Here is an 18,618-nt window from a genome sequence, read left to right as displayed (position 1 = left end):
CGCTGCGGCAGAGGTGCCTGTCCCCGCGGGGACAGGCACCCTTTACCCCCCCTCAGCGCCAGGATTGCGGCTCGACCTGGACCTGGCCCTCATCGGTGCTGACGAAGGCCGCGCCGTCGGAGATATTGACATGCACCTGCATGGTGCGGCGCGCCAGCTGCGCCAGCGCCTCGGTCTGCGCCGCGGGCAGGCAGACCACGCGCAGGTTGCGCGCGCGCTCCAGCTTGCCGCGCACGCCGTCCCACCAGACCTGCGAGGCATGGCCGCCGTAGCAATACACCACGACCTCGGCGGCGCGCCCGCAGGCCTTGAGGATGCGCCGCTCGTCGGGCTGGCCGACCTCGACCCACAGTTCGATATCGCCGGTCAGGTCCTTGCGCCAGAGGTCCGGCTCGTCGGTATCGCTCAACCCCTTGGTGAAGGCGAGCTGTTCGTCGGCGTGCAGCGCATAGGCCAGCACCCGCACCATCATGCGCTCGTCCGTCTCGGACGGATGACGCGCGATGGTCAGGCCATGGCTGGCATAATAGTGGCGGTCGGTATCGGCGACATGCAGGTCCGCCTTGTAAATGGTTGCGCGCAGGGCCATGAAGAGTGCCTGATCCAGTTGCTGGGTTGCCAAAGACCGGCAATGATAACTGCCCGCGCGATTGCGCGCCGCACCTGCTCCGTCCCTCGCCATGACGCCTCTTGCCGCCCTGCTGGCCTTCACCGTGGCCGCCACCCTGCTCACCATCACCCCCGGCCTGGACACCGCCCTGGTGCTGCGCACCGCGGCGATCGACGGACCGCGCCGCGCGCTGCTGGCCGGCCTGGGCGTATGCGCCGGCTGCCTGGCCTGGGGCGTGGCCGCCGCGCTCGGCCTGGGCGCGCTGCTGGCGGCGTCCTCGCTGGCCTACGACGCGCTGCGCATCGCCGGGGCGATCTACCTGTGCTGGCTGGGCGCGCGCCTGCTGGCCCGCAGCCTGCGCCGGCGCGCCGGCGACGCGGCCCCCGGCATGCTGCCGGCCGCGCCGGCCGGCGGCGGCGCCTTGCAATGGTTCTGGCGCGGCTGCCTGACCAACATGCTCAACCCCAAGGTCGGCGTCTTCTACGTCACGTTCCTGCCGCAATTCATCCCGGCCGGGGTGGACGTGCTGGCATTCAGCCTGCTGCTGGCCGCGCTGCACGCCGCGCTGGGCCTGCTGTGGTTCGCCGCCCTGGTGGCGGCCACCCGGCCGTTGTCGCGCTGGCTGGCGCGCCCCTCGGTGGCGCGCGGGCTCGACCGCCTGAGCGCTGGCGTCTTCATCGCCTTCGGCCTGAAGCTGGCGCTGGAGCGGCGCTGAGCTCAGGCGTACACGCCCACGGGATGGCGCGCCACGTAGTGGCCTTCGCCCACCCGCACCAGCGGCGCGACCACCGGCTCGTCGCCCACCTTGCGCACCGGGCTGGGAATCTCGTCGACCAATAGCGAACGCTCGCGGTGGCGCCGGCGCGGATCGGCGATCGGCACCGCCGCCATCAGCTTGCGGGTATAGGGATGCTGCGGGTTTTCGAAGATGGCGCGGCGCGGGCCGATCTCCACGATCTGGCCCAGGTACATGACGGCCACGCGGTGGCTGACGCGCTCGACCACCGCCATGTCGTGCGAGATGAACAGGTACGACACCCCCAGCTCGCGCTGCAGATCCAGCAGCAGGTTGACGATCTGCGCCTGGATCGAGACATCCAGCGCCGAGACCGATTCGTCGGCGATCACCACCTTGGGGTTGAGCGCCAGCGCGCGCGCGATGCAGATGCGCTGGCGCTGCCCGCCCGAGAACTCGTGCGGGTAGCGGTCGGTCATTTCGGGCAGCAGCCCGCACTTGTCCATCAGCCAGCGCACCCGCTCGCGCGCGGCGCGCCCGCTGGCCGTCCTGTGGACCAGCAAGGGCTCCATGATGGAGTCGCCCACCGTCATGCGCGGGTTGAGCGAGGCGAACGGATCCTGGAAGATGAACTGGATATGGCGCCGCAGCGACTGCATGGCCGCGCCGCGCAGCACCCCGATGTCGCGGCCGTCGAACTCGATGCTGCCGCCCTGGCTTTTGACCAGCTGCAGCAGCGAGCGGCCCGTGGTGGTCTTGCCGCAACCGGACTCGCCCACCAGCGCCAGCGTCTCGCCGGGGAACAGCTCGAAGCTGACCTGCTCGACCGCGTGCACGCGCTTGTCGATCCGCCCGAAAATGCCGCCGGCGATGTCGAACCGCGTCACCAGCCCGCGCACTTTCAGCACCGGACCGCCGTCGCGGCGCACGGTGTCCACCTCGGCCGCGCCGGCCTGCGGAGCCGGCGCCAAGGCCTGCTGGTCGACCTGCAACAGCGGAAACGGCGCCGGCTGGTCGGTGCCCTGCATGGCGCCCAGCCGCGGCACCGCCGACAGCAGCGCGCGCGTATAGGCATGGCGCGGCGCGGCGAACACGCCGTCGCACCCGCCCTCCTCGACCTTGTCGCCGCGGTACATCACCAGCACGCGGTCGGCCACCTCCGCCACCACGCCCATATCGTGGGTGATGAAGATGACGCCCATGTCCATTTCCTCCTGGAGCTGGCGTATCAGCTGCAGGATCTGCGCCTGGATGGTGACATCCAGCGCGGTGGTGGGTTCGTCGGCGATCAGCAGCTGCGGCTTGCACGACAGCGCCATGGCGATCATCACGCGCTGGCGCATGCCGCCCGAGAGCTGGTGCGGATAGCGGTCCAGGATGGCGCGGGCTTCCGGAATGCGCACCCGCTCCAGCATGCGCAGCGCCTCGGCGCGCGCGCCGGCCGCGTCCAGCCCCTGGTGCAGTTGCAGCGCCTCGGCGATCTGGTTGCCGGCGGTGAAACTGGGGTTGAGCGAAGTCATCGGCTCCTGAAAAATCATCGCCACATCGGCGCCGCGCACCCGTTGCAGGGTGCGCTCGTCGGCGCGCGCCAGGTCCAGCACGTCGCCGCCGCGCCGGCGCAAGCGCATGTCGGTCGCGCTGAGCCGCCCCCCGCCGTACTCGACCAGCCGCATCAGCGCCAGCGAGGTCACCGACTTGCCCGAACCCGATTCGCCGACGATGGCCAGCGTCTCGCCGCGGTCGACGTGGAAGGACACATCGTTGACGGCCTGGACCACCCGCCCCGGGGTGTTGAAGCGCACGCTCAGGCCGTCGACCTGCACCACACGATTGGCGTCCATGCCTACTTCTCCTGGCGCGGATCCAGCGCGTCGCGCAGGCCGTCGCCCAACAGGTTGAAGCCCAGCACCACCAGGAAGATCGCCGAGCCGGGGAAGATGGACATCCAGGGCGCCTGGGTCATGAAGTTCTTGGCCGTGTTGAGCATCGACCCCCAGGATGGATTGGGCGGCTGCAGGCCCAGCCCCAGGAACGACAGGCTGGCCTCGGCGATGATGGCGGTGGCGATGGTGATGGTGGCCTGCACGATCAGCGGCGGCATGACATTGGGAAAGACGTGGCGGCCGATGATGCGCAGGTCCGAGGCGCCCAGGGCGCGCGCGCTCTGCACGTAGTCCTCGTTCTTGACGGCCAGCACCTGGCCGCGCGTGAGCCGGATGAACTTGGGCGCGGCCGATACGCCGATGGCGATCATGGCGTTGGTCAGGCTGGGCCCCAGGAAGGCGGCCAGCGCGATCGCCAGGATCAGGAACGGAATGGCCAGCAGCGCCTCGGTGGCGCGCGAGATGACGCTGTCGGTCCAGCCGCCGAAATAGCCGGCGGCCAGTCCGAACGGCACCCCCACCGCCAGGGCGATCAGCACCGACACCATGCCCGCCATCAGCGAGGCGCGCGCGCCGTACACCATGCGGCTGAAGATGTCCCGGCCCAGTTCATCGGTGCCCATCCAGAACGCCGCCGAGGGCGCCTTGCGGATGGTCATGAAGCTGGTCTGGAACGGGTCGTGGCTGGCCACCCAGGGCGCCAGCAGCGCCAGCACGACGAACGCCAGCACGATGAGCGCGCCCAGCATCGCAATCCGGTTGCGGCGGAACTTGCCCCAGGAGCGGTTGGCGCGGCGCGGCGCGGCCATGCCCGCGCTTGCGATGGGTGCGCTCATGCGTGCCTCAGGCGGGGGTTGACGAGGATGTACAGGATGTCGGCCAGCAGGTTCATGACGATGAAGCCGACCGCCACGCACAGCACCACGCCCTGGACCACGGCGTAGTCGCGGTTGAAGACCGCGTCGACGATCAGCTTGCCGAAACCCGGAATGGTGAACACCTGCTCGGTCAGCACCGCACCGGCCAGCAGTTCGCCGAACAGCAGCGTCACCAGCGTCACGATGGGCATCAGCGCGTTGCGCAGCGCGTGGCGCAGCACCACCTTGCGCGGCGCAACGCCCTTGGCGCGCGCGGTGCGCACGTAATCGGCCGACAGCGCCTCCAGCATGGCCGAACGCGTGTGCCGCATCAGGTAGGCGGCGATCGCCGTGGACAGCACCAGGGCCGGCATCAGCATGGTCTTGATGGAAAGCCAGAAGTCCTCGGCCGGCGAGACATAGCCGGAGGCCGGCAGCAGCTTCCACTGCACCGAGACCACCATGATGAGGATGATGCCCAGCCAGAAATTGGGAATGGACATGCCCGAGAGCGCGGCCATGTTGGCGCCCATCTCGACCGCCGTGCCCTTGCGCACGGCGGCGACGATGCCCAGGGGAATGCCCACCAGCAGCGCGAACGCCATCGCCATCACGGCCAGCTGCAGGGTCACCGGCAGCTTTTGCGCGATCAGGGTCAGCACCGGCACGTCGGTGCGCATGGACTTGCCCAGGTCGCCCTGCAGCACCTGGGCCACCCAGGCGCCGTACTGCACCGGCAGCGGGTCGTTGAGGCGGTATTTCTCGCGCAGGTAGTCCAGCACCGCGGGATCGCGCTCCTCGCCGGCCAGCGTGAGCACCGGATCGCCGGGCAGGATTTTCTGCAGCATGAAGACGATCATCGACACCAGGATCAGCGTCGGGATCGCCACGACGACGCGTCGCAGGATCAGTTTGAACATGGTCGCCACCGAAAAACGGGCGCGGCGGCGCCCGCGCGCCGCGCCGATCGCGGCAGCCGGCCGCCGCCGCGGCGGCCCGCCGCCCCCACCGTCGCTACTTGGCCAGCGTCACGCCCTTCAGGCGCACCATGCCGTCCGGGTACGGCTTGAAGCCGCGTACGTTCTTGCCCAGCACGAACGGCCACGGCTGGTAGTACAGGTAAATATCGTGCGTGTCGGCCTGCAGCAGCGCCTGGGCCTGGTCGTAGATCGCCTTGCGCTTGGCCTGGTCTGGCACGGTGCGCGCCTCGGCCAGCAGCTTGTCGACCTCGGCATTGCAATAGCGGCCGTCGTTCAGCGCGCCCTTGCAGGTCACGAACTGGTAGATGTTGCCGTCCGGATCGACCCGGCCCGACCAGCCGCGCATGATCATCTCGAAGTTGCCGGCCTGCGCCTCGTTGAGCATGGCGGCGTATTCGGTGGGCCGCAGGCTCAGCTCGAAGCCGGCCTCGGCCGCCATGGCCTGGATCATTTCGGCGATGGCCGACGTCGTGGTGTTGTTGCCGAAGGCGAACTCGGCCTTGACCTTCTGCAGGCCGGCTTGCTTGAGCAGCGCGCGGGCGCGCTCGACATCGCGCTTGGGCACCGGGAACTTGTCGCTGTGATAGGGGCTGGCCGGCGGGAACGGCTGGCTGGCCGGGTCGAAGATGCCGCCGCCGACCACTTCGTTGATGATGGCGCGGTCGATCGACAAGGCCAGCGCCTGGCGCACCCGCTTGTCCTTGAACGGATTGGTCTCGGCGCGCTTGCCGTTGCCCGTATTGAAGAAGACCTCCTGGTAACCCAGCCCCGACACCGGCATGAACTGCACGCTGGCGTCGTTCTTGACCTGCGGCGCGTCCGAGGGGTTCATGCGCTCCAGGATGTCCAGCCCGCCGGCGCGCAGATTGGACAGGCGCACCGTGGTGTCCGGAATGGGCAGGAATACCAGCTTGTCGAAGTGGTAATCCTTGGCGCCGTAGTACTGGTCGAACTTCTGCAGCACGATGCGGTCGTTCTGCACCCGTTCGACGAACTTGTAGGGGCCCGAGCAGACCGGCTTGCGGCCCACCGCGGCCGCGTCGCCCTCGAAGGCCTTGGGCGAGAGCATCATGCCGGCGCGGTCGGACAACTGAGCCAGCAAGGTGGCGTCGGGGCGCTTGAGCGTCAGCACCAGGGTGGCGGGATCGGGCGCCTCGATTTTCTCGACCGAGGCCAGTTCGCCCTTGCGCATGCTGTCCTGCAGCGTCATGGCGCGCTCCAGATTGGCGCGCGCCGCGGCGGCGTCGAACTTGCTGCCATCGTGGAACTGGACATCGGTGCGCAGCTTGAATGTCAGCGTCTTGTTGTCCTCGCTGAAACTCCACGACTGCGCCAGCTGCGGCACGAACTGCAGCTTCTCGTCGATGTCGACCAGCTTGTCGCACAACGAGGTGAAGACGATGCGGCCCACATAGGTGCGGGCGCGGTGCGGATCGAGCACGTCCGGGTCTTCCTGCAGGCCGATGCGCAGGTCCTGCGCCAGGGCGGCGCCGCCCGCGCCGGCCAGCACGGCCGCGCCCATCATCATGCTCAGGCTCTTGGTCTTGGTCATGTTGTGGATTTCCCCTTGGTGGTCGTGCGCCCGCAGGCGCGTCAGAAGCCTACGGCCTGCCCGTCGCGCCGGCTGTCGCTGGCCGCCACGTAGCCGAGATCGTTGTCGCTTTCCGCCATGCGCCAGATGAACTGGCCGGCGCCGAAGTCCATGTACGGGTCGTCCACCGCCTTGAGGCGGTGGCCCAGGTTCTTCAGCCCCTCGACCGTCGCGCGGTTCATGGTGGACTCGATATCCAGCGTGAAATCGCGGTTGACCTTCCAGCGCGGCGCGCAGCAGGCGGCCTGCGGCTGCTGGTGGTAGTCCAGCATGCGGATGACGGTCTGCAGATGGCCCTGCGGCTGCATGTCGCCGCCCATCACGCCAAAGCTCATGACCGGCTTGCCGCCGCGCGTCAGGAAGCCCGGGATGATGGTGTGGAACGGCCGCTTGCCGCCTTCCACCACGTTGGCCGAGGCCGGGTTCATCGAGAAGCCCACGCCGCGGTTCTGCAGGCTGATGCCGGTGCCCGGCACGACCACGCCCGAACCGAAGCCCATGTAGTTGGACTGGATGAACGAAATCATCATGCCGTTCTCGTCGGCGGCCGTCAGGTAGATGGTGCCGCCGGCATGCGGTCGCCCCGCCTCGAAATGCGTGGCGCGGTCCGGGTCGATCAGCCTGGCCCGGCTGTCCAGGTACGCGTCGTCGAGCATCTGCTGCGGCGTGACTTCCATGCTGCGCGGATCGGCGACATAGCGGTACAGGTCGGAGAACGCCAGCTTCATGGCCTCGATCTGCAGATGCTGCGACTGCACCGAATCGACCGGCATGTCGGCCAGGTCGAAGCGCTCGCAGATGCCCAGCGCGATCAGCGCGGCGATGCCCTGCCCGTTGGGCGGGATCTCGTGCAACTCGTAGCCGCGGTAGGAGCGGGAAATCGGCTTGACCCACTCGGGGCGGTAATTGCGCAGATCGTCCAGCGTCATGGCGCCGCCGCACTCCTTGCTGAACGCGGCGATGCGCTCGGCCAGCTCGCCCTCGTAGAAGTCGCGTCCGCCCGAGGCGGCGATGCGGCGCAGCGCGTACGCGGCGTCGGGGAAGCGGAAATGCTCGCCCACCCGCGGCGCGCGCCCCTCGGGCATGAACGCCTGGGCGTAGCCGGGCTGCTCGCTCAGCTCGGCGGCCGCGGCGGCCCATTTGTGCGCCACCACCGGCGGCACCGTATAGCCGCGCTCGGCGATCTCGATGGCGGGTTCGAACAGCTGCTCGAACGGCAGCTTGCCCAGCTTCTCGTGCAGCGCGGCCCAGCCCGCCACCACGCCGGGCACGGTCACGGCGTCCCAGCCGCGCTTGGGCTGCACGGCCAGCCCGTCCGGGCCGGTGCCGTACTTGCGCTTGAAATACTCCACATTCCACGCCGCCGGCGCCACGCCCGACGAGTTCAGGCCGTGCAATTGCCGGCCATCCCAGACGATGGCGAAGCAGTCGCCGCCCAATCCACAGGACACCGGCTCGACCAGCACGATGGTCGCCGCCGCCGCGATGGCCGCATCGACCGCGTTGCCGCCCTTGAGCAGCATGCGCAGGCCGGCCTGCGCCGCCAGCGGGTGCGAGGTGGACACGACATTGCGGGCGAAGACGGGAATGCGGGTGGACGGGTACGGATTGACCCAATTGAAGGCTTTCATCTGATGATCTCTATCGATAGCGCGGGCACAAGTTGAACCCGATGACGTTACTCTCGTGATCTAATTAAATCAATTTGATTTTTTGTTCCGTCATTCAAAATATTTTTATGAGTAGCATACGGTTCCTGCGTACCTTCCTGGCGGTGGCGCAGCACGGCACGTTCTCGGAAGCGGCCGAGCAGGTGGCGCTGACGCAGGCCGCGGTCAGCTTCCAGATGCGCGCGCTGGAAGCCGAACTGGGCCGCGAGCTGTTCGACCGCGGCGGGCGGCTCGCCATCCTGAATGCGGCGGGGCGCGAACTGGTGCCGGAGATCAAGCGGCTGCTTGATTTATACGACCACCTGAAGGCGCCACGCAACGTGCCGGGCGAGCTGGCCGGCTCGGTCTCGGTGGGCGCCATCGTGTCGTGCATGGGCACCCTGTCCAAGGTGGTTTCGCAGTTGAAGCGCGATCATCCGGCGCTGGACGTGCGCGTGTTCTCCGGCAAGGCCAGCGAACTGGCCGGCAAGGTCGAGGCCGGCGAGCTGGACGCGGCCCTGGTGGTCGAGGCCGGCCGCAAGATGGCCAGCACGCGCTGGACGCCCCTGTACGAAGAGCCGCTGGTCGTGCTGGCGCACCCCCACGCGCCCGGCGCCGACGCGCGCGAAGTGCTGGCCGCCAATCCGTTCCTGCGCTTTGACCGCACCCAGCGCACCGGGCGCCAGATCGACCGCATCGTGCGCCGGCTGGGCGGCGGCCTGAACGAGTTCCTCGAACTCAACGCCATCGAAACCCTGGTGGAACTGGTGCGCCAGGAGGTGGGCGTGACCCTGCTGCCGCTGCTCAACGGCGCCAACTGGCAAGCCAGCCCGCAGTTGCGCGTGCTGCCCCTGCCCGCCGAACTGGGCCCGGCGGTGCGCGCCATCGGCATGATCGAGCGGCGCGACCACGCGCGGCTGGCCGTCACCGCCGAGATCTGCGCCCAGTGCGGCGCGCTGTTCGGCCGCTGAGAACCGCGACAGACCCGAGCGGCCCCGCCCGCGCGTACTATCACCGTGCACACCGTCTCCAGGAATCCATCCATGCTTCCCATCGTCATCGTCTCGGGGCCGCCCGGTTCGGGCAAGACCACCGCGTGCGGCCTGCTGGCGCAGGCCGACCCGCAGGGCCTGCACCTGCCGTCCGACCTGTTCTATGGCTTTCCGGCCCACCCCATCCCGCCCTACCGCCCCCAGGCCGATGCCCAGAACGCCGCGGTCATCCGCGCGGTATGCCGCAGCGCGGCGTCGTTCGCCGCCGACGGCTATCGCGTCTACCTGGACGGCATCTTCGGACCGTGGTTCCTGCCCCTCATCGCCGCGCAATTGCAGGCGGCGCGCTGCCCGGCCGCCTACGCCTTGCTGGATATCGGCCTGGACGAAGCCCTGGCGCGCGTCGAGCAGCGCAGCGGGCCCGGACAGGCGTCGATGGTGCGGACCATGCACGATGCGTTCCGCGCGGCCGGCAGCCTGGCCGGCCACCGCGTCGTCACGGCGGGCCGGCCGGCCGCCGAGATCGCGGACGAGATCGCCGGGCGATTGCAGGCCGGCGCGCTGGCGTTGGACCTGGCCCGCTGGGCGCCAGGCTGACCGCGGCAGGTGCGGGGGCGCAAGGTGCCTGTCCCCGCGGGAGAGCGACACCTGCGGCCAGGGTGCCTGTCCCCGCCGGGAAGCGACACCGCGGACAGTGTGCCTGTCCCCGCCGGGACAGGCACACTGTCGGGGACAGGCACCGGGAGTTACGGCTTTATCGTGATATACCCCACCGAGGCGCCGAAGCCGTCGCGGTAGCTGGCCTTGACCAGCGGGTCCAGCGTGGCGCGCACGACGGCGTGGACGCCGCCCCAGTCGGCGGCGTGCTGGAAGTTGCTGGTGATGTAGGTCCAGCCGTTGATCTCGTCGACCGCCTGCAGGCCGGTGGACTCGCCGCCGGCCGGGCACGACAGGATGCGCGAGAGTGCCCCGCTGTCGACGTTGTAGGCCCACAGGAAGTTGTTGACGTGGCCGTTGCTGTCCTCGCCGATGAACAGCGTGCGCAGCTTCTCCGAAAACTTGATGTTGTCGGGATTGGAGATGCGGTCGGCGTGGTGGCGGTTGCCCAGGGCGTCGGGCGCGGCCAGTTTCTCGCCGACCAGGGCCGGCACCGCCGCCATGTCCACCGGCACCCACTCGCTGTCGATCGCCGTGCCGGCGCTATCGCGCTGGCCGCCGCGCAGGTTCAGCGCGTACACCGCGCCCGGCTCGGGGCCCTGCACGCGCAGGTCGGGCGAGGTGCCGTCCACCATCGAGGTCTCGATGCGCGACATGGCGCTGTAGGCGATGCGGTCGCGCGCATTGACGGTGGTGCCTTCCATCTTGGAAAACGCCATCGTGCCGCCCGCCAGGGCCGCGTAGCGGTGCGTTTCCAGGAAGGCCGCGGCCTGCTCGCGGCCCGGCGCCAGCCTGACCCAGTTGGCCTTGCCGTTGACGCGTATCGCCTTGAAGGCCGGGTCGCCCGGATCCGCGGTGCGCACGTCCATGATGTCGGCCGCCGTCAGGGTATCGGCCAGCGCCTCGATGTCGGCGCTGCGGGCATGGCCCAGGTTGATCCAGCCCAGCGTGCCGGCCCCCGGGCCCTCGCCCGAGGTCTGGCGCCACTTGGCGACGTAGAGGGTGCCGGCCGACAGATCGGCCTTGCGGTCGGCCACGAACATGAACAGCCCGCCGTTGGTGGCGTCGTCGCCCATCAGACAGGTGCGCTGGTCGGGCATGACCTGGATCAGCTCGTGCGAGATGCGGCCCAGGCAATAGTGCTTCCTGATGGTGCCGGTGCCGTCCGGGTGGACCACCACTTCGGGCAGGTGCCCATAGTGATACGGATTGGCCTTGGCCGCATCGCCGTACAGGTTGCGGCTGAAGCCCTGGAACTGCGCCGAGGCGCGCGCGGTGGTCGCGTCCGGCTCGTATTCCTCGCTGGCCAGATGGGTGTTCCACGGCGACAGGCTCGCGCCGCAGGTGATCCACAGGCCGTGGGCCGGGGCGGTATCGACCGGGCTGTACTTGACCAGCGCCAGCCTGCCGGTGGCCGGATCCTGCGCCAGGGTCAGCACCGCGATGGGCGACGGCAGCAGGCCGTACATGGACTCGCCCTTCTGGTTGTGCGAGGCGTACTCGAACTGCACCACGGCGAACACCGTATTGCCCTTGACGCCCGGCACCCGGGCCGACGGCAGGGCCAGCAGGGACATGCCGTCGGGGCAGTCGGAAAAGAACTGGCGCGCCTTGCCGGGCACCGAGCTGTCCATGATGGGTCGGCCCTGGATATCGAGATAGCCGCCCGCGACCAGGGTCGCGCCCTGGCCATCGGGCACGCTGTCGCCGGTCATGAAGAACGGTTCGTACCCCAGCTGGAACGTCTGCCTGCCGCCGTCGCTGAAGCGGACCTCCAGGGTCGACTCGACGGTGGTGACGGCCATTTTTTCCGGCGCGTCCAGCGACGGCGCGGCCATGGACGTGAAGGCGGCCGCCGCGAAATCGCCCCGCGGCCCGGCGCCGCGCGCGGCGGCCTGTGCGCCGTCGGCGCCGGCCCTGCAGCCGGCCAGCAGCGTGGCCGCGCCCACGGCGCCCAGCGGCAGCATGGGCGCGCCGCCCAGCATCTTCAGCACCAGGCGGCGCTTGCTCATCGTCGGTTCGTGCATGCCAGTATTCCCTCCGGATCGCGTGGTGGCGTGGGTATGACCCCCCGCATCCTAGCGATCCGCGATGACAATTCCGCTGCACTGCGCGAGGCGCCCGGCCCCGCCCTGCCGATGTCCTAAGCGTCGCGCCACTTGTCGATCAGGCGGCGGTCGCGCTTGGTCGGACGGCCGGCGACGATATCCATGGCGGGCTCGGGCGCCAGCCGCCGCATCTCGGCGGCCCGCTCGCGCGCCGCCGCGCTTTCCGGCGTTTCCTCGTACAGCTGCTGCGCCACCGGCGCCGGGCCGCGCACGCCGCTGACCGCGCAGACCCGCACATGGATGGGCGGATCTTCCTTGCGGATGCACACCACGTCGCCCGGCGCCACCTCGCGCGCCGGCTTGGCCGGCTGGCCGTTGACCTGCACCCTGCCCTTGCCGATTTCCTGCACCGCCAGGCTGCGCGTCTTGTAGAAGCGCGCCGCCCATAGCCATTTGTCCAGGCGTATCTTGTCCATCTGCCGTCGCTCCGCTGCCTTTCTGATCTAATGCGTGGCCGGATGGCCGTCATGGCCGCCGCCGCGCCCCCACAGGAGCCCCGCCTTGACCCGCATCAATTGTGTCCCCGTCGAAGAACTGAGCGGCCCGCACCTGGTCGCCGAATACCGCGAACTGCCGCGGGTTTTCGCGCTGGCGCACAAGGCCGCCGCGCGCGGCGCGCTGGTGCAGCCGGCCGCCTACACGCTGGGCAAGGGCCATCTGCTGTTCTTCTACACCCGCCTGGGCTATCTGGCCAGGCGGCACCGCGCGCTGGTCGAGGAAATGCGGCGCCGCGGCTATCGGCCGGCATTCGCCGGCGTCACGCGCGAGGACTTTGCGGATATTCCCGCGCCGTTCTGGAACGACTGGACCCCGACCGAGGAGGCCCTGGCGCTCAACCGCGCGCGCATTGCCGCGCGCGGCGGCGGCAAGGCCTAGCGGCCCGGCGCCTGGCGCGAACGCCTACAGCGCCTCTTCGTCGCTCTCGCCGGTGCGGATGCGGATGGCCTGTTCGACCGGGGTCACGAAGATCTTGCCGTCGCCGATCTTGCCGGTGCGCGCGGCCTTGACGATGGCCTCGATGGCCGGATCGACCATGTCGTCGGCCAGCACGACCTCGACGCGGATCTTGGGCAGGAAATCCACCACATACTCGGCGCCGCGATACAGCTCGGTATGGCCCTTCTGGCGGCCGAACCCCTTGACCTCGGTGACGGTCAGGCCGCTGACGCCGACCTCGGCCAGCGCTTCGCGGACTTCGTCCAGCTTGAAGGGTTTGATGATGGCGGTTACTTGTTTCACGTTGTGCTGTCCTGGCTTTTTCTGAATGGGATGCCCGCCGGCCTCAAACCGTCTCGCGGAATCCGTTGGTCACAGGATACCGCCAATCACGGCCGAACGCGCGCGGCGTGATGCGGGGCCCGGGCGGGGCCTGGCGCCGCTTGTATTCGTTGATGCGGATCAGCCGCACGACCTGCCCGACCGCCTCGCGCGGAAAGCCGGCGGCCACGATATCGGCCGCCGAGGCGTTGTGTTCCATGTAGCGCTCGATGATGCCGTCGAGGATGTCGTAGGGCGGCAGGCTGTCCTGGTCGGTCTGGTCGGGCCGCAGCTCGGCCGACGGCGGGCGGGTGATGATGCGCTCGGGAATGATGGGCTGGCGCTGGTTGCGCCAGTTCGCCAGGCGGTAGACCAGGGTCTTGGGCACGTCCTTGATGACGGCGAAGCCCCCCGCCATGTCGCCATACAGCGTGCAATAGCCGGTGGTCATTTCGGATTTGTTGCCGGTGGTCAGCACCAGCCGGCCGGTCTTGTTGGACAGCGCCATCAGCAAGGTGCCGCGCGCGCGCGCCTGGATGTTCTCCTCGGTGGCGTCGACCGGCAGGCCGGCGAACTGCGGCGCCAGCGCCGCCTCGAAGCGGTCGACCACCTCGCCGATGGCGATCACGTCGTATTGCACGCCCAGGCGCCGGGCCATGTCGGCGGCGTCGGTCAGGGAGATGTCGGCGGTATAGCGCGAGGGCATCATGACCGCGCGCACGTTGTCCGCGCCCACGGCGTCGACCGCCACCGCCAGCACCACGGCCGAATCGATGCCGCCCGACAGGCCGATGATGGCGCCGGGAAAGCCGTTCTTGCCCAGGTAGTCGCGCACGCCCAGCACCAGCGCGTTCCAGACCTGCTCTTCGAGGCCGTAGGGCTGCACGGCGGCCTGTTCGGTCACCGGGCGCACCGTGCCGCGCGCATCGACCTCGAGCACATTCACGCCTTCGGTGAAATCCGGCAGGCGGGCGCTCATGCGGCCTTGCGCGTCCAGCGCGAACGACGCGCCGTCGAACACCAGTTCGTCCTGGCCGCCGACCAGGTTGGCGTAGATCAGGGCGCAACCGGTGTCCTGCACGCTGCGCCGCGCCACCGACAGGCGCTCTTCCTGCTTGCCGGTGTTGTAGGGCGACGCGTTGGGCACCAGCAGCACCTGCGCCCCGTCGGCCGCCGCCGCGCGCGGCGCGCGCTCGAACCAGATGTCCTCGCAGATGTTCAGGCCGAAGCGCACGCCCTTGACGGTAAAGCCGAAGGCTTCGCCATGGGCGGAGAAATAGCGCTGCTCGTCGAAGACCGAATAATTGGGCAGTTCGCGCTTGCAGTAGCTGCCCAGCACCCGCCCTTCGCACACCACCGTGGCGGCGTTGTACAGGCGGTCCTGGCGCGCCAGCACATGGCCGATCACCACATGCAGGCCGGCCAGGCCGGCCAGGTCCTGGCAAAGCCGCTCGAACACGGCCTGCTGCTCCTGGATGAACCGGGGACGCAGCAGCAGGTCTTCCGGCGGATAGCCGGTCAGGACCAGCTCGGGGGTGACCAGCACGTCGGCGCCCTGCCCGGCCGCCTGCCGCGCCGCTTGCAGCACCCGGGCCGCGTTGCCGGCGAGATCGCCGACGCAGGCGTTGATTTGCGCGATTCCAACCCGGGCAAGGCTCATGAACGACGGTTCCAGAATGGGAAAAAGGGAAAGAAAAATTATCGCACGGGCGCGGCGCCGTCGCCGCGCAGCGCCAGCGGCGCCTCGCCCGCGGCCACCTGCTCGCGCCGGAACTCGTGCAGGGCCGCCTCGCGCATGCCGCCGGCCAGGTTGCCCAGGTCCGAGCCGGAGGGCTCCTGGAACAGCCGCAGCCCCAGCTCGGGCAGGATGGCCAGCAGATGGTCGAAGATGTCGCCCTGGATGCGCTCGTACTCGACCCAGGCGGTGATGGCCGTGAAGCAATAGATCTCGATCGGGATGCCGTTGGGCTGCGGCTCCATCATGCGCACCATCATGGCCATGTCCTGGCGCACCTCGGGGTGCTGGCGCAGGTAGGCCAGCGCATAGCCGCGGAAGGTGCCGATGTTGGTCAGGCGGCGGCGGTTGGCCGGCACCTCGGCCAGTTCGCCCAGCTGGCGGTTGGCCTCCAGCAGCGCGTCCTCCTTGGCCTGCAGGTAGTCGCGCAGCAGCACGAAGCGCTTGAGCCGTCCGCCCTCTTCCTCGTTCATGAAGCGCACGCTGGCCGCGTCCAGCCGCAGGGTGCGCTTGATGCGCCGCCCGCCCGACTCGAACATGTGGCGGTAGTTGCGGTAGCTTTCGGAAAACAGCTTGTAGGTGGGCACGGTGGTCACCGTGTTGTCCCAGTTCTGCACCTTGACGGTATGCAGCGCGATGTCCTTGACGAAGCCGTCGGCGTTGGCCTGCGGCATCTCGATCCAGTCGCCGATGCGCAGCATGTCGTTGGACGTGAGCTGGGTGCTGGCCACCAGCGACAGCAGCGTGTCCTTGAACACCAGCAGCAGCACCGCCGACAGCGCGCCCAGGCCGGAGATCATCCACAGCGGCGAGCGGTCCAGCAGGATGGAGAGCACCAGCACCGCCCCCACCGCGCACAGGATCAGCTTGCCGATCTGGATATAGCCCTTGATCGAGCGCGTCTGCGCCCGCGTGGTGGCCGAATAGGTATCCTGCCAGGCGCTGAGCACGCCGCTGAAGGCCACGAACACGCAGATCCAGGCCCCGGCGTGCGACAGCCGGCCCACGACGGTGACCGCGCGCTCGGCATGCGGCACCAGTTCTATGCCCATGGAGACCACCGCGAACGGCACTGCGTACCAGAAGTTCTGGTAGGCGCGGCGGCGGCTCAGGGCGCGGTCCCAGTCCTCGCGGCCGCTCAGCACCAGCAGCCGGTGGGCGAAATACAGCACGACGCGCGCCACCACCCATTGGACGAACAGCGCCGTCAGCACCAGCACGCCGATGCCGACCAGCGTCTGGCCCCATGCCGTGTCCGGCACATAGTTGTCCAGCGTGGCGACCACGTTCTCCAATTCCTTCGGCAGCACTGCATCCTCCTGAAAGCGCCATGGTGCAGATTATCCGACAAGTCGGCCGGCGCGCCGTTCCGTGGCGCCGCCGCGGCGCGCGCCGGCCCTATATAATTGCCCGCATCATGGCAAATACTTCCCACTCCAGCCAGGACCAGTTCGCCAACAAGGCGCAGGCGTGGTCCGCCCGTTTCTCGGAACCCGTTTCCGACCTCGTCAAACGCTACACGGCCTCGGTCGATTTCGACAAGCGCATGGCGCGCCACGACATCCGCGGCTCGCTGGCGCACGCCGACATGCTGGCCGCGCAAGGCATCATCTCGGCCCAGGACCTGGCCGACATCCAGCGCGGCATGCAGCAGATCCTCTCGGAGATCGACGCCGGCTCGTTCCAGTGGCTGCTGGACCTGGAAGACGTGCACCTGAACATCGAGAAGCGCCTGGTGGAGCTCGTGGGCGACGCCGGCAAGCGCCTGCACACCGGCCGCTCGCGCAACGACCAGGTCGCCACCGACATCCGCCTGTGGCTGCGCGACGAAATCGACACCCTGGTCGACCTGCTGCGCCAGCTGCGCCACGCGCTGGCCACGGTCGCGCTGGAGAACGCCGCCACCATCATGCCGGGCTTCACCCACCTGCAGGTGGCCCAGCCCGTCACGTTCGGCCACCACCTGCTGGCCTATGCCGAGATGTTCGGCCGCGACGCCGAGCGCCTGGCCGACTGCCGCCGCCGCGTCAACCGCCTGCCGCTGGGCGCGGCCGCGCTGGCCGGCACCAGCTATCCCATCGACCGCGAGCGCGTGGCCCGCACGCTGGGCTTCGACGGCGTCTGCCGCAACTCGCTCGACGCCGTCTCCGACCGCGACTTCGGCATCGAATTCTGCGCCGCCGGCGCCCTGATCATGACGCACATCTCGCGTCTTTCCGAGGAACTGGTGCTGTGGATGAGCCCGCGCGTGGGCTTCATCGACCTGGCCGACCGCTTCTGCACCGGCAGCTCGATCATGCCGCAGAAGAAAAACCCCGACGTCCCCGAACTGGCGCGCGGCAAGACCGGCCGCGTCAACGGCCACCTGGTGGCGCTGCTGACCCTGATGAAGGGCCAGCCGCTGGCCTACAACAAGGACAACCAGGAAGACAAGGAAGGCCTGTTCGACACGGCCGACACGCTGCGCGACACCCTGACCATCTTCGCCGACATGGCCGGCGGCATCAAGGTCAAGGCCGACAACATGCGCGCCGCCGCCCTGCAGGGCTTTGCCACCGCCACCGACCTGGCCGACTACCTGGTCAAGCGCGGCCTGCCGTTTCGCGACGCGCACGAAATCGTCGCCCACGCGGTGCGCGACTGCGAGCAGCGCGGCTGCGACCTGGCCGACCTGTCGCTGGCCGACCTGCAGGCCTACCATCCCAGCATCGGCGAGGACATCCACCAGGTGCTGACGCTGGAAGGCTCGGTGGCCGCCCGCAAGCACATCGGCGGCACCGCCCCCGAGCGCGTGCGCGAGGAAGCCCAGCGCGTGCTGGCCGAGACCGCCGGCGCCTGACACGGCCCCGCTCCATGTAAAAACCCGGCCTGTGCGCCGGGTTTTTACATGCCGCGCGCGCAGACGCGCTCAGGCGGTGACGCCCTGCCATTCGGACACGAACTCGCGGAAATCCGGGCGCTGCGCCGGCGGCACCGCGCAGCCCGGCGTGCCCAGGGCCACGAAGCCCAGGAAGCGGTAGTCCATCGCGTCCAGGCCCAGCGCGTCCTGCACGTCCTCGACGTAAGTGCCCAGGCCCGTGCTCCAGAACGCGCCGTACCCCAGCATGTGCGCGGCGTTGAGGATGTTCATGACCGCCGCGCCGGTGGCCAGCAGCTGTTCCTGCTCGGGAATGCGGGTGTTGTCATGCGAAATCTTCTGCGCCACGGCGATGAACAGCGGCACGCCGGCGGCCCATTCGCGCACCGACTTCTCTTTCTCGGGCGTCATGCGCTTGTCGCCGCTGCGCTTGACCGCCTCGATCGCCAGGTCGGCCAGCCGGCCGATGGCATCGCCCCGGATCAGCACGAACCGCCACGGGCGCAGCGCGCCATGGTCGGGCGCGCTCATGGCGGCCTGCAGGATTTGCTCCAGTTCGTCCTGCTTGGGCGCGGGCGCGCGCAGGAACTTCATCGAACGGCGCGACGTCAGCGCGTGCAAGGGAGATACGGTCATAGGCGCGGAAAATCTCGACGAGAAGAAAACATATTCTCATCATAGCCCAGCGCAGGGGGCCGGCCGGCCT

The 18,618-nt window shown here is 69.1% G+C and carries 17 protein-coding genes; 5 read left to right on the top strand and 12 right to left on the bottom strand.

Features of this window, described 5'->3' with window-relative positions:
• Positions 1 to 52: 52 nt before the first annotated feature.
• Positions 53 to 589, bottom strand: a complete 537-nt coding sequence (locus EL288_RS10695) for a YaeQ family protein (protein ID WP_003811971.1) — start codon at positions 587 to 589, stop codon at positions 53 to 55.
• A 91-nt stretch (positions 590 to 680) separates the two neighbouring features.
• Between EL288_RS10695 and EL288_RS10690 the strand changes: the two genes are divergently transcribed.
• A complete protein-coding gene (locus EL288_RS10690; protein ID WP_003811973.1) occupies positions 681 to 1,325 on the top strand; it encodes a LysE family translocator in 645 nt (214 codons plus the stop codon).
• A gap of 2 nt (positions 1,326 to 1,327) precedes the next feature.
• On the opposite strand, the gene EL288_RS10685 is transcribed toward EL288_RS10690, so the two are convergent.
• The 5 genes from EL288_RS10685 to ggt all read right to left on the bottom strand — a co-directional run bounded on the left by EL288_RS10685 (position 1,328) and on the right by ggt (position 8,288).
• Positions 1,328 to 3,187, bottom strand: a complete 1,860-nt coding sequence (locus tag EL288_RS10685; protein WP_003811975.1) for a dipeptide ABC transporter ATP-binding protein — start codon at positions 3,185 to 3,187, stop codon at positions 1,328 to 1,330.
• A 2-nt stretch (positions 3,188 to 3,189) separates the two neighbouring features.
• Complete coding sequence (locus EL288_RS10680) at positions 3,190 to 4,065, bottom strand: ABC transporter permease (protein ID WP_003811978.1); 876 nt, start codon at positions 4,063 to 4,065, stop codon at positions 3,190 to 3,192.
• Entirely contained in the window at positions 4,062 to 5,006 is a 945-nt protein-coding gene (locus EL288_RS10675; RefSeq protein WP_003811980.1) for an ABC transporter permease, read from the bottom strand. The genes EL288_RS10680 and EL288_RS10675 overlap by 4 nt, the downstream gene beginning before the upstream one ends.
• Positions 5,007 to 5,100: 94 nt before the next feature.
• A complete protein-coding gene (locus tag EL288_RS10670) occupies positions 5,101 to 6,618 on the bottom strand; it encodes an ABC transporter substrate-binding protein (protein ID WP_003811982.1) in 1,518 nt (505 codons plus the stop codon).
• Between the two features lie 41 nt (positions 6,619 to 6,659).
• Complete coding sequence (ggt, locus tag EL288_RS10665) at positions 6,660 to 8,288, bottom strand: gamma-glutamyltransferase (RefSeq protein ID WP_003811984.1); 1,629 nt, start codon at positions 8,286 to 8,288, stop codon at positions 6,660 to 6,662.
• A 107-nt stretch (positions 8,289 to 8,395) separates the two neighbouring features.
• Here ggt and EL288_RS10660 point away from each other — a divergent pair, with 107 nt between their 5' ends.
• Positions 8,396 to 9,277 carry a LysR family transcriptional regulator gene (locus EL288_RS10660; protein WP_003811986.1) on the top strand — a complete coding sequence of 294 codons (882 nt, stop codon included), beginning with the start codon at positions 8,396 to 8,398 and terminating at the stop codon, positions 9,275 to 9,277.
• A 72-nt stretch (positions 9,278 to 9,349) separates the two neighbouring features.
• Positions 9,350 to 9,895: an ATP-binding protein gene (locus EL288_RS10655; protein WP_003811996.1), complete on the top strand. Its 546-nt coding sequence runs from the start codon at positions 9,350 to 9,352 to the stop codon at positions 9,893 to 9,895.
• 149 nt (positions 9,896 to 10,044) lie between these two features.
• Here the strand turns inward: EL288_RS10655 and EL288_RS10650 are convergent, their stop codons facing one another.
• Both EL288_RS10650 and EL288_RS10645 read right to left on the bottom strand, forming a co-directional pair.
• Complete coding sequence (locus EL288_RS10650) at positions 10,045 to 11,982, bottom strand: PhoX family protein (RefSeq protein ID WP_010926545.1); 1,938 nt, start codon at positions 11,980 to 11,982, stop codon at positions 10,045 to 10,047.
• A 116-nt stretch (positions 11,983 to 12,098) separates the two neighbouring features.
• On the bottom strand, positions 12,099 to 12,479 hold the full coding sequence (locus EL288_RS10645) for an RNA-binding S4 domain-containing protein (RefSeq protein WP_010926544.1): 381 nt from the start codon (positions 12,477 to 12,479) through the stop codon (positions 12,099 to 12,101).
• Between the two features lie 85 nt (positions 12,480 to 12,564).
• On the opposite strand from EL288_RS10645, the gene EL288_RS10640 reads away from it, so the two are divergent.
• Positions 12,565 to 12,939 (top strand): pyrimidine dimer DNA glycosylase/endonuclease V, encoded by a 375-nt coding sequence (locus EL288_RS10640; protein ID WP_003812001.1) that lies wholly within the window; start codon positions 12,565 to 12,567, stop codon positions 12,937 to 12,939.
• Between the two features lie 24 nt (positions 12,940 to 12,963).
• Here EL288_RS10640 and EL288_RS10635 read toward each other — a convergent pair whose 3' ends face one another.
• The 3 genes from EL288_RS10635 to EL288_RS10625 are packed head-to-tail and all read right to left on the bottom strand — an operon-like array spanning position 12,964 to position 16,365.
• On the bottom strand, positions 12,964 to 13,302 hold the full coding sequence (locus EL288_RS10635) for a P-II family nitrogen regulator (RefSeq protein WP_003812004.1): 339 nt from the start codon (positions 13,300 to 13,302) through the stop codon (positions 12,964 to 12,966).
• A gap of 43 nt (positions 13,303 to 13,345) precedes the next feature.
• Entirely contained in the window at positions 13,346 to 14,980 is a 1,635-nt protein-coding gene (locus EL288_RS10630; RefSeq protein ID WP_003812006.1) for an NAD+ synthase, read from the bottom strand.
• Positions 14,981 to 15,018: 38 nt separating this feature from the next.
• Complete coding sequence (locus EL288_RS10625; protein WP_003812007.1) at positions 15,019 to 16,365, bottom strand: mechanosensitive ion channel family protein; 1,347 nt, start codon at positions 16,363 to 16,365, stop codon at positions 15,019 to 15,021.
• Positions 16,366 to 16,472: 107 nt separating this feature from the next.
• Here EL288_RS10625 and argH point away from each other — a divergent pair, with 107 nt between their 5' ends.
• A complete protein-coding gene (argH, locus tag EL288_RS10620) occupies positions 16,473 to 17,894 on the top strand; it encodes an argininosuccinate lyase (RefSeq protein ID WP_003812010.1) in 1,422 nt (473 codons plus the stop codon).
• Positions 17,895 to 17,963: 69 nt separating this feature from the next.
• Here argH and EL288_RS10615 read toward each other — a convergent pair whose 3' ends face one another.
• Positions 17,964 to 18,548 carry a nitroreductase family protein gene (locus EL288_RS10615; RefSeq protein ID WP_010931084.1) on the bottom strand — a complete coding sequence of 195 codons (585 nt, stop codon included), beginning with the start codon at positions 18,546 to 18,548 and terminating at the stop codon, positions 17,964 to 17,966.
• Positions 18,549 to 18,618: the final 70 nt, after the last annotated feature.

This window comes from Bordetella bronchiseptica, from assembly GCF_900636925.1.
GTDB lineage: Bacteria > Pseudomonadota > Gammaproteobacteria > Burkholderiales > Burkholderiaceae_B > Bordetella > Bordetella pertussis.
This window is presented reverse-complemented; position numbering and strand designations above follow the sequence as displayed.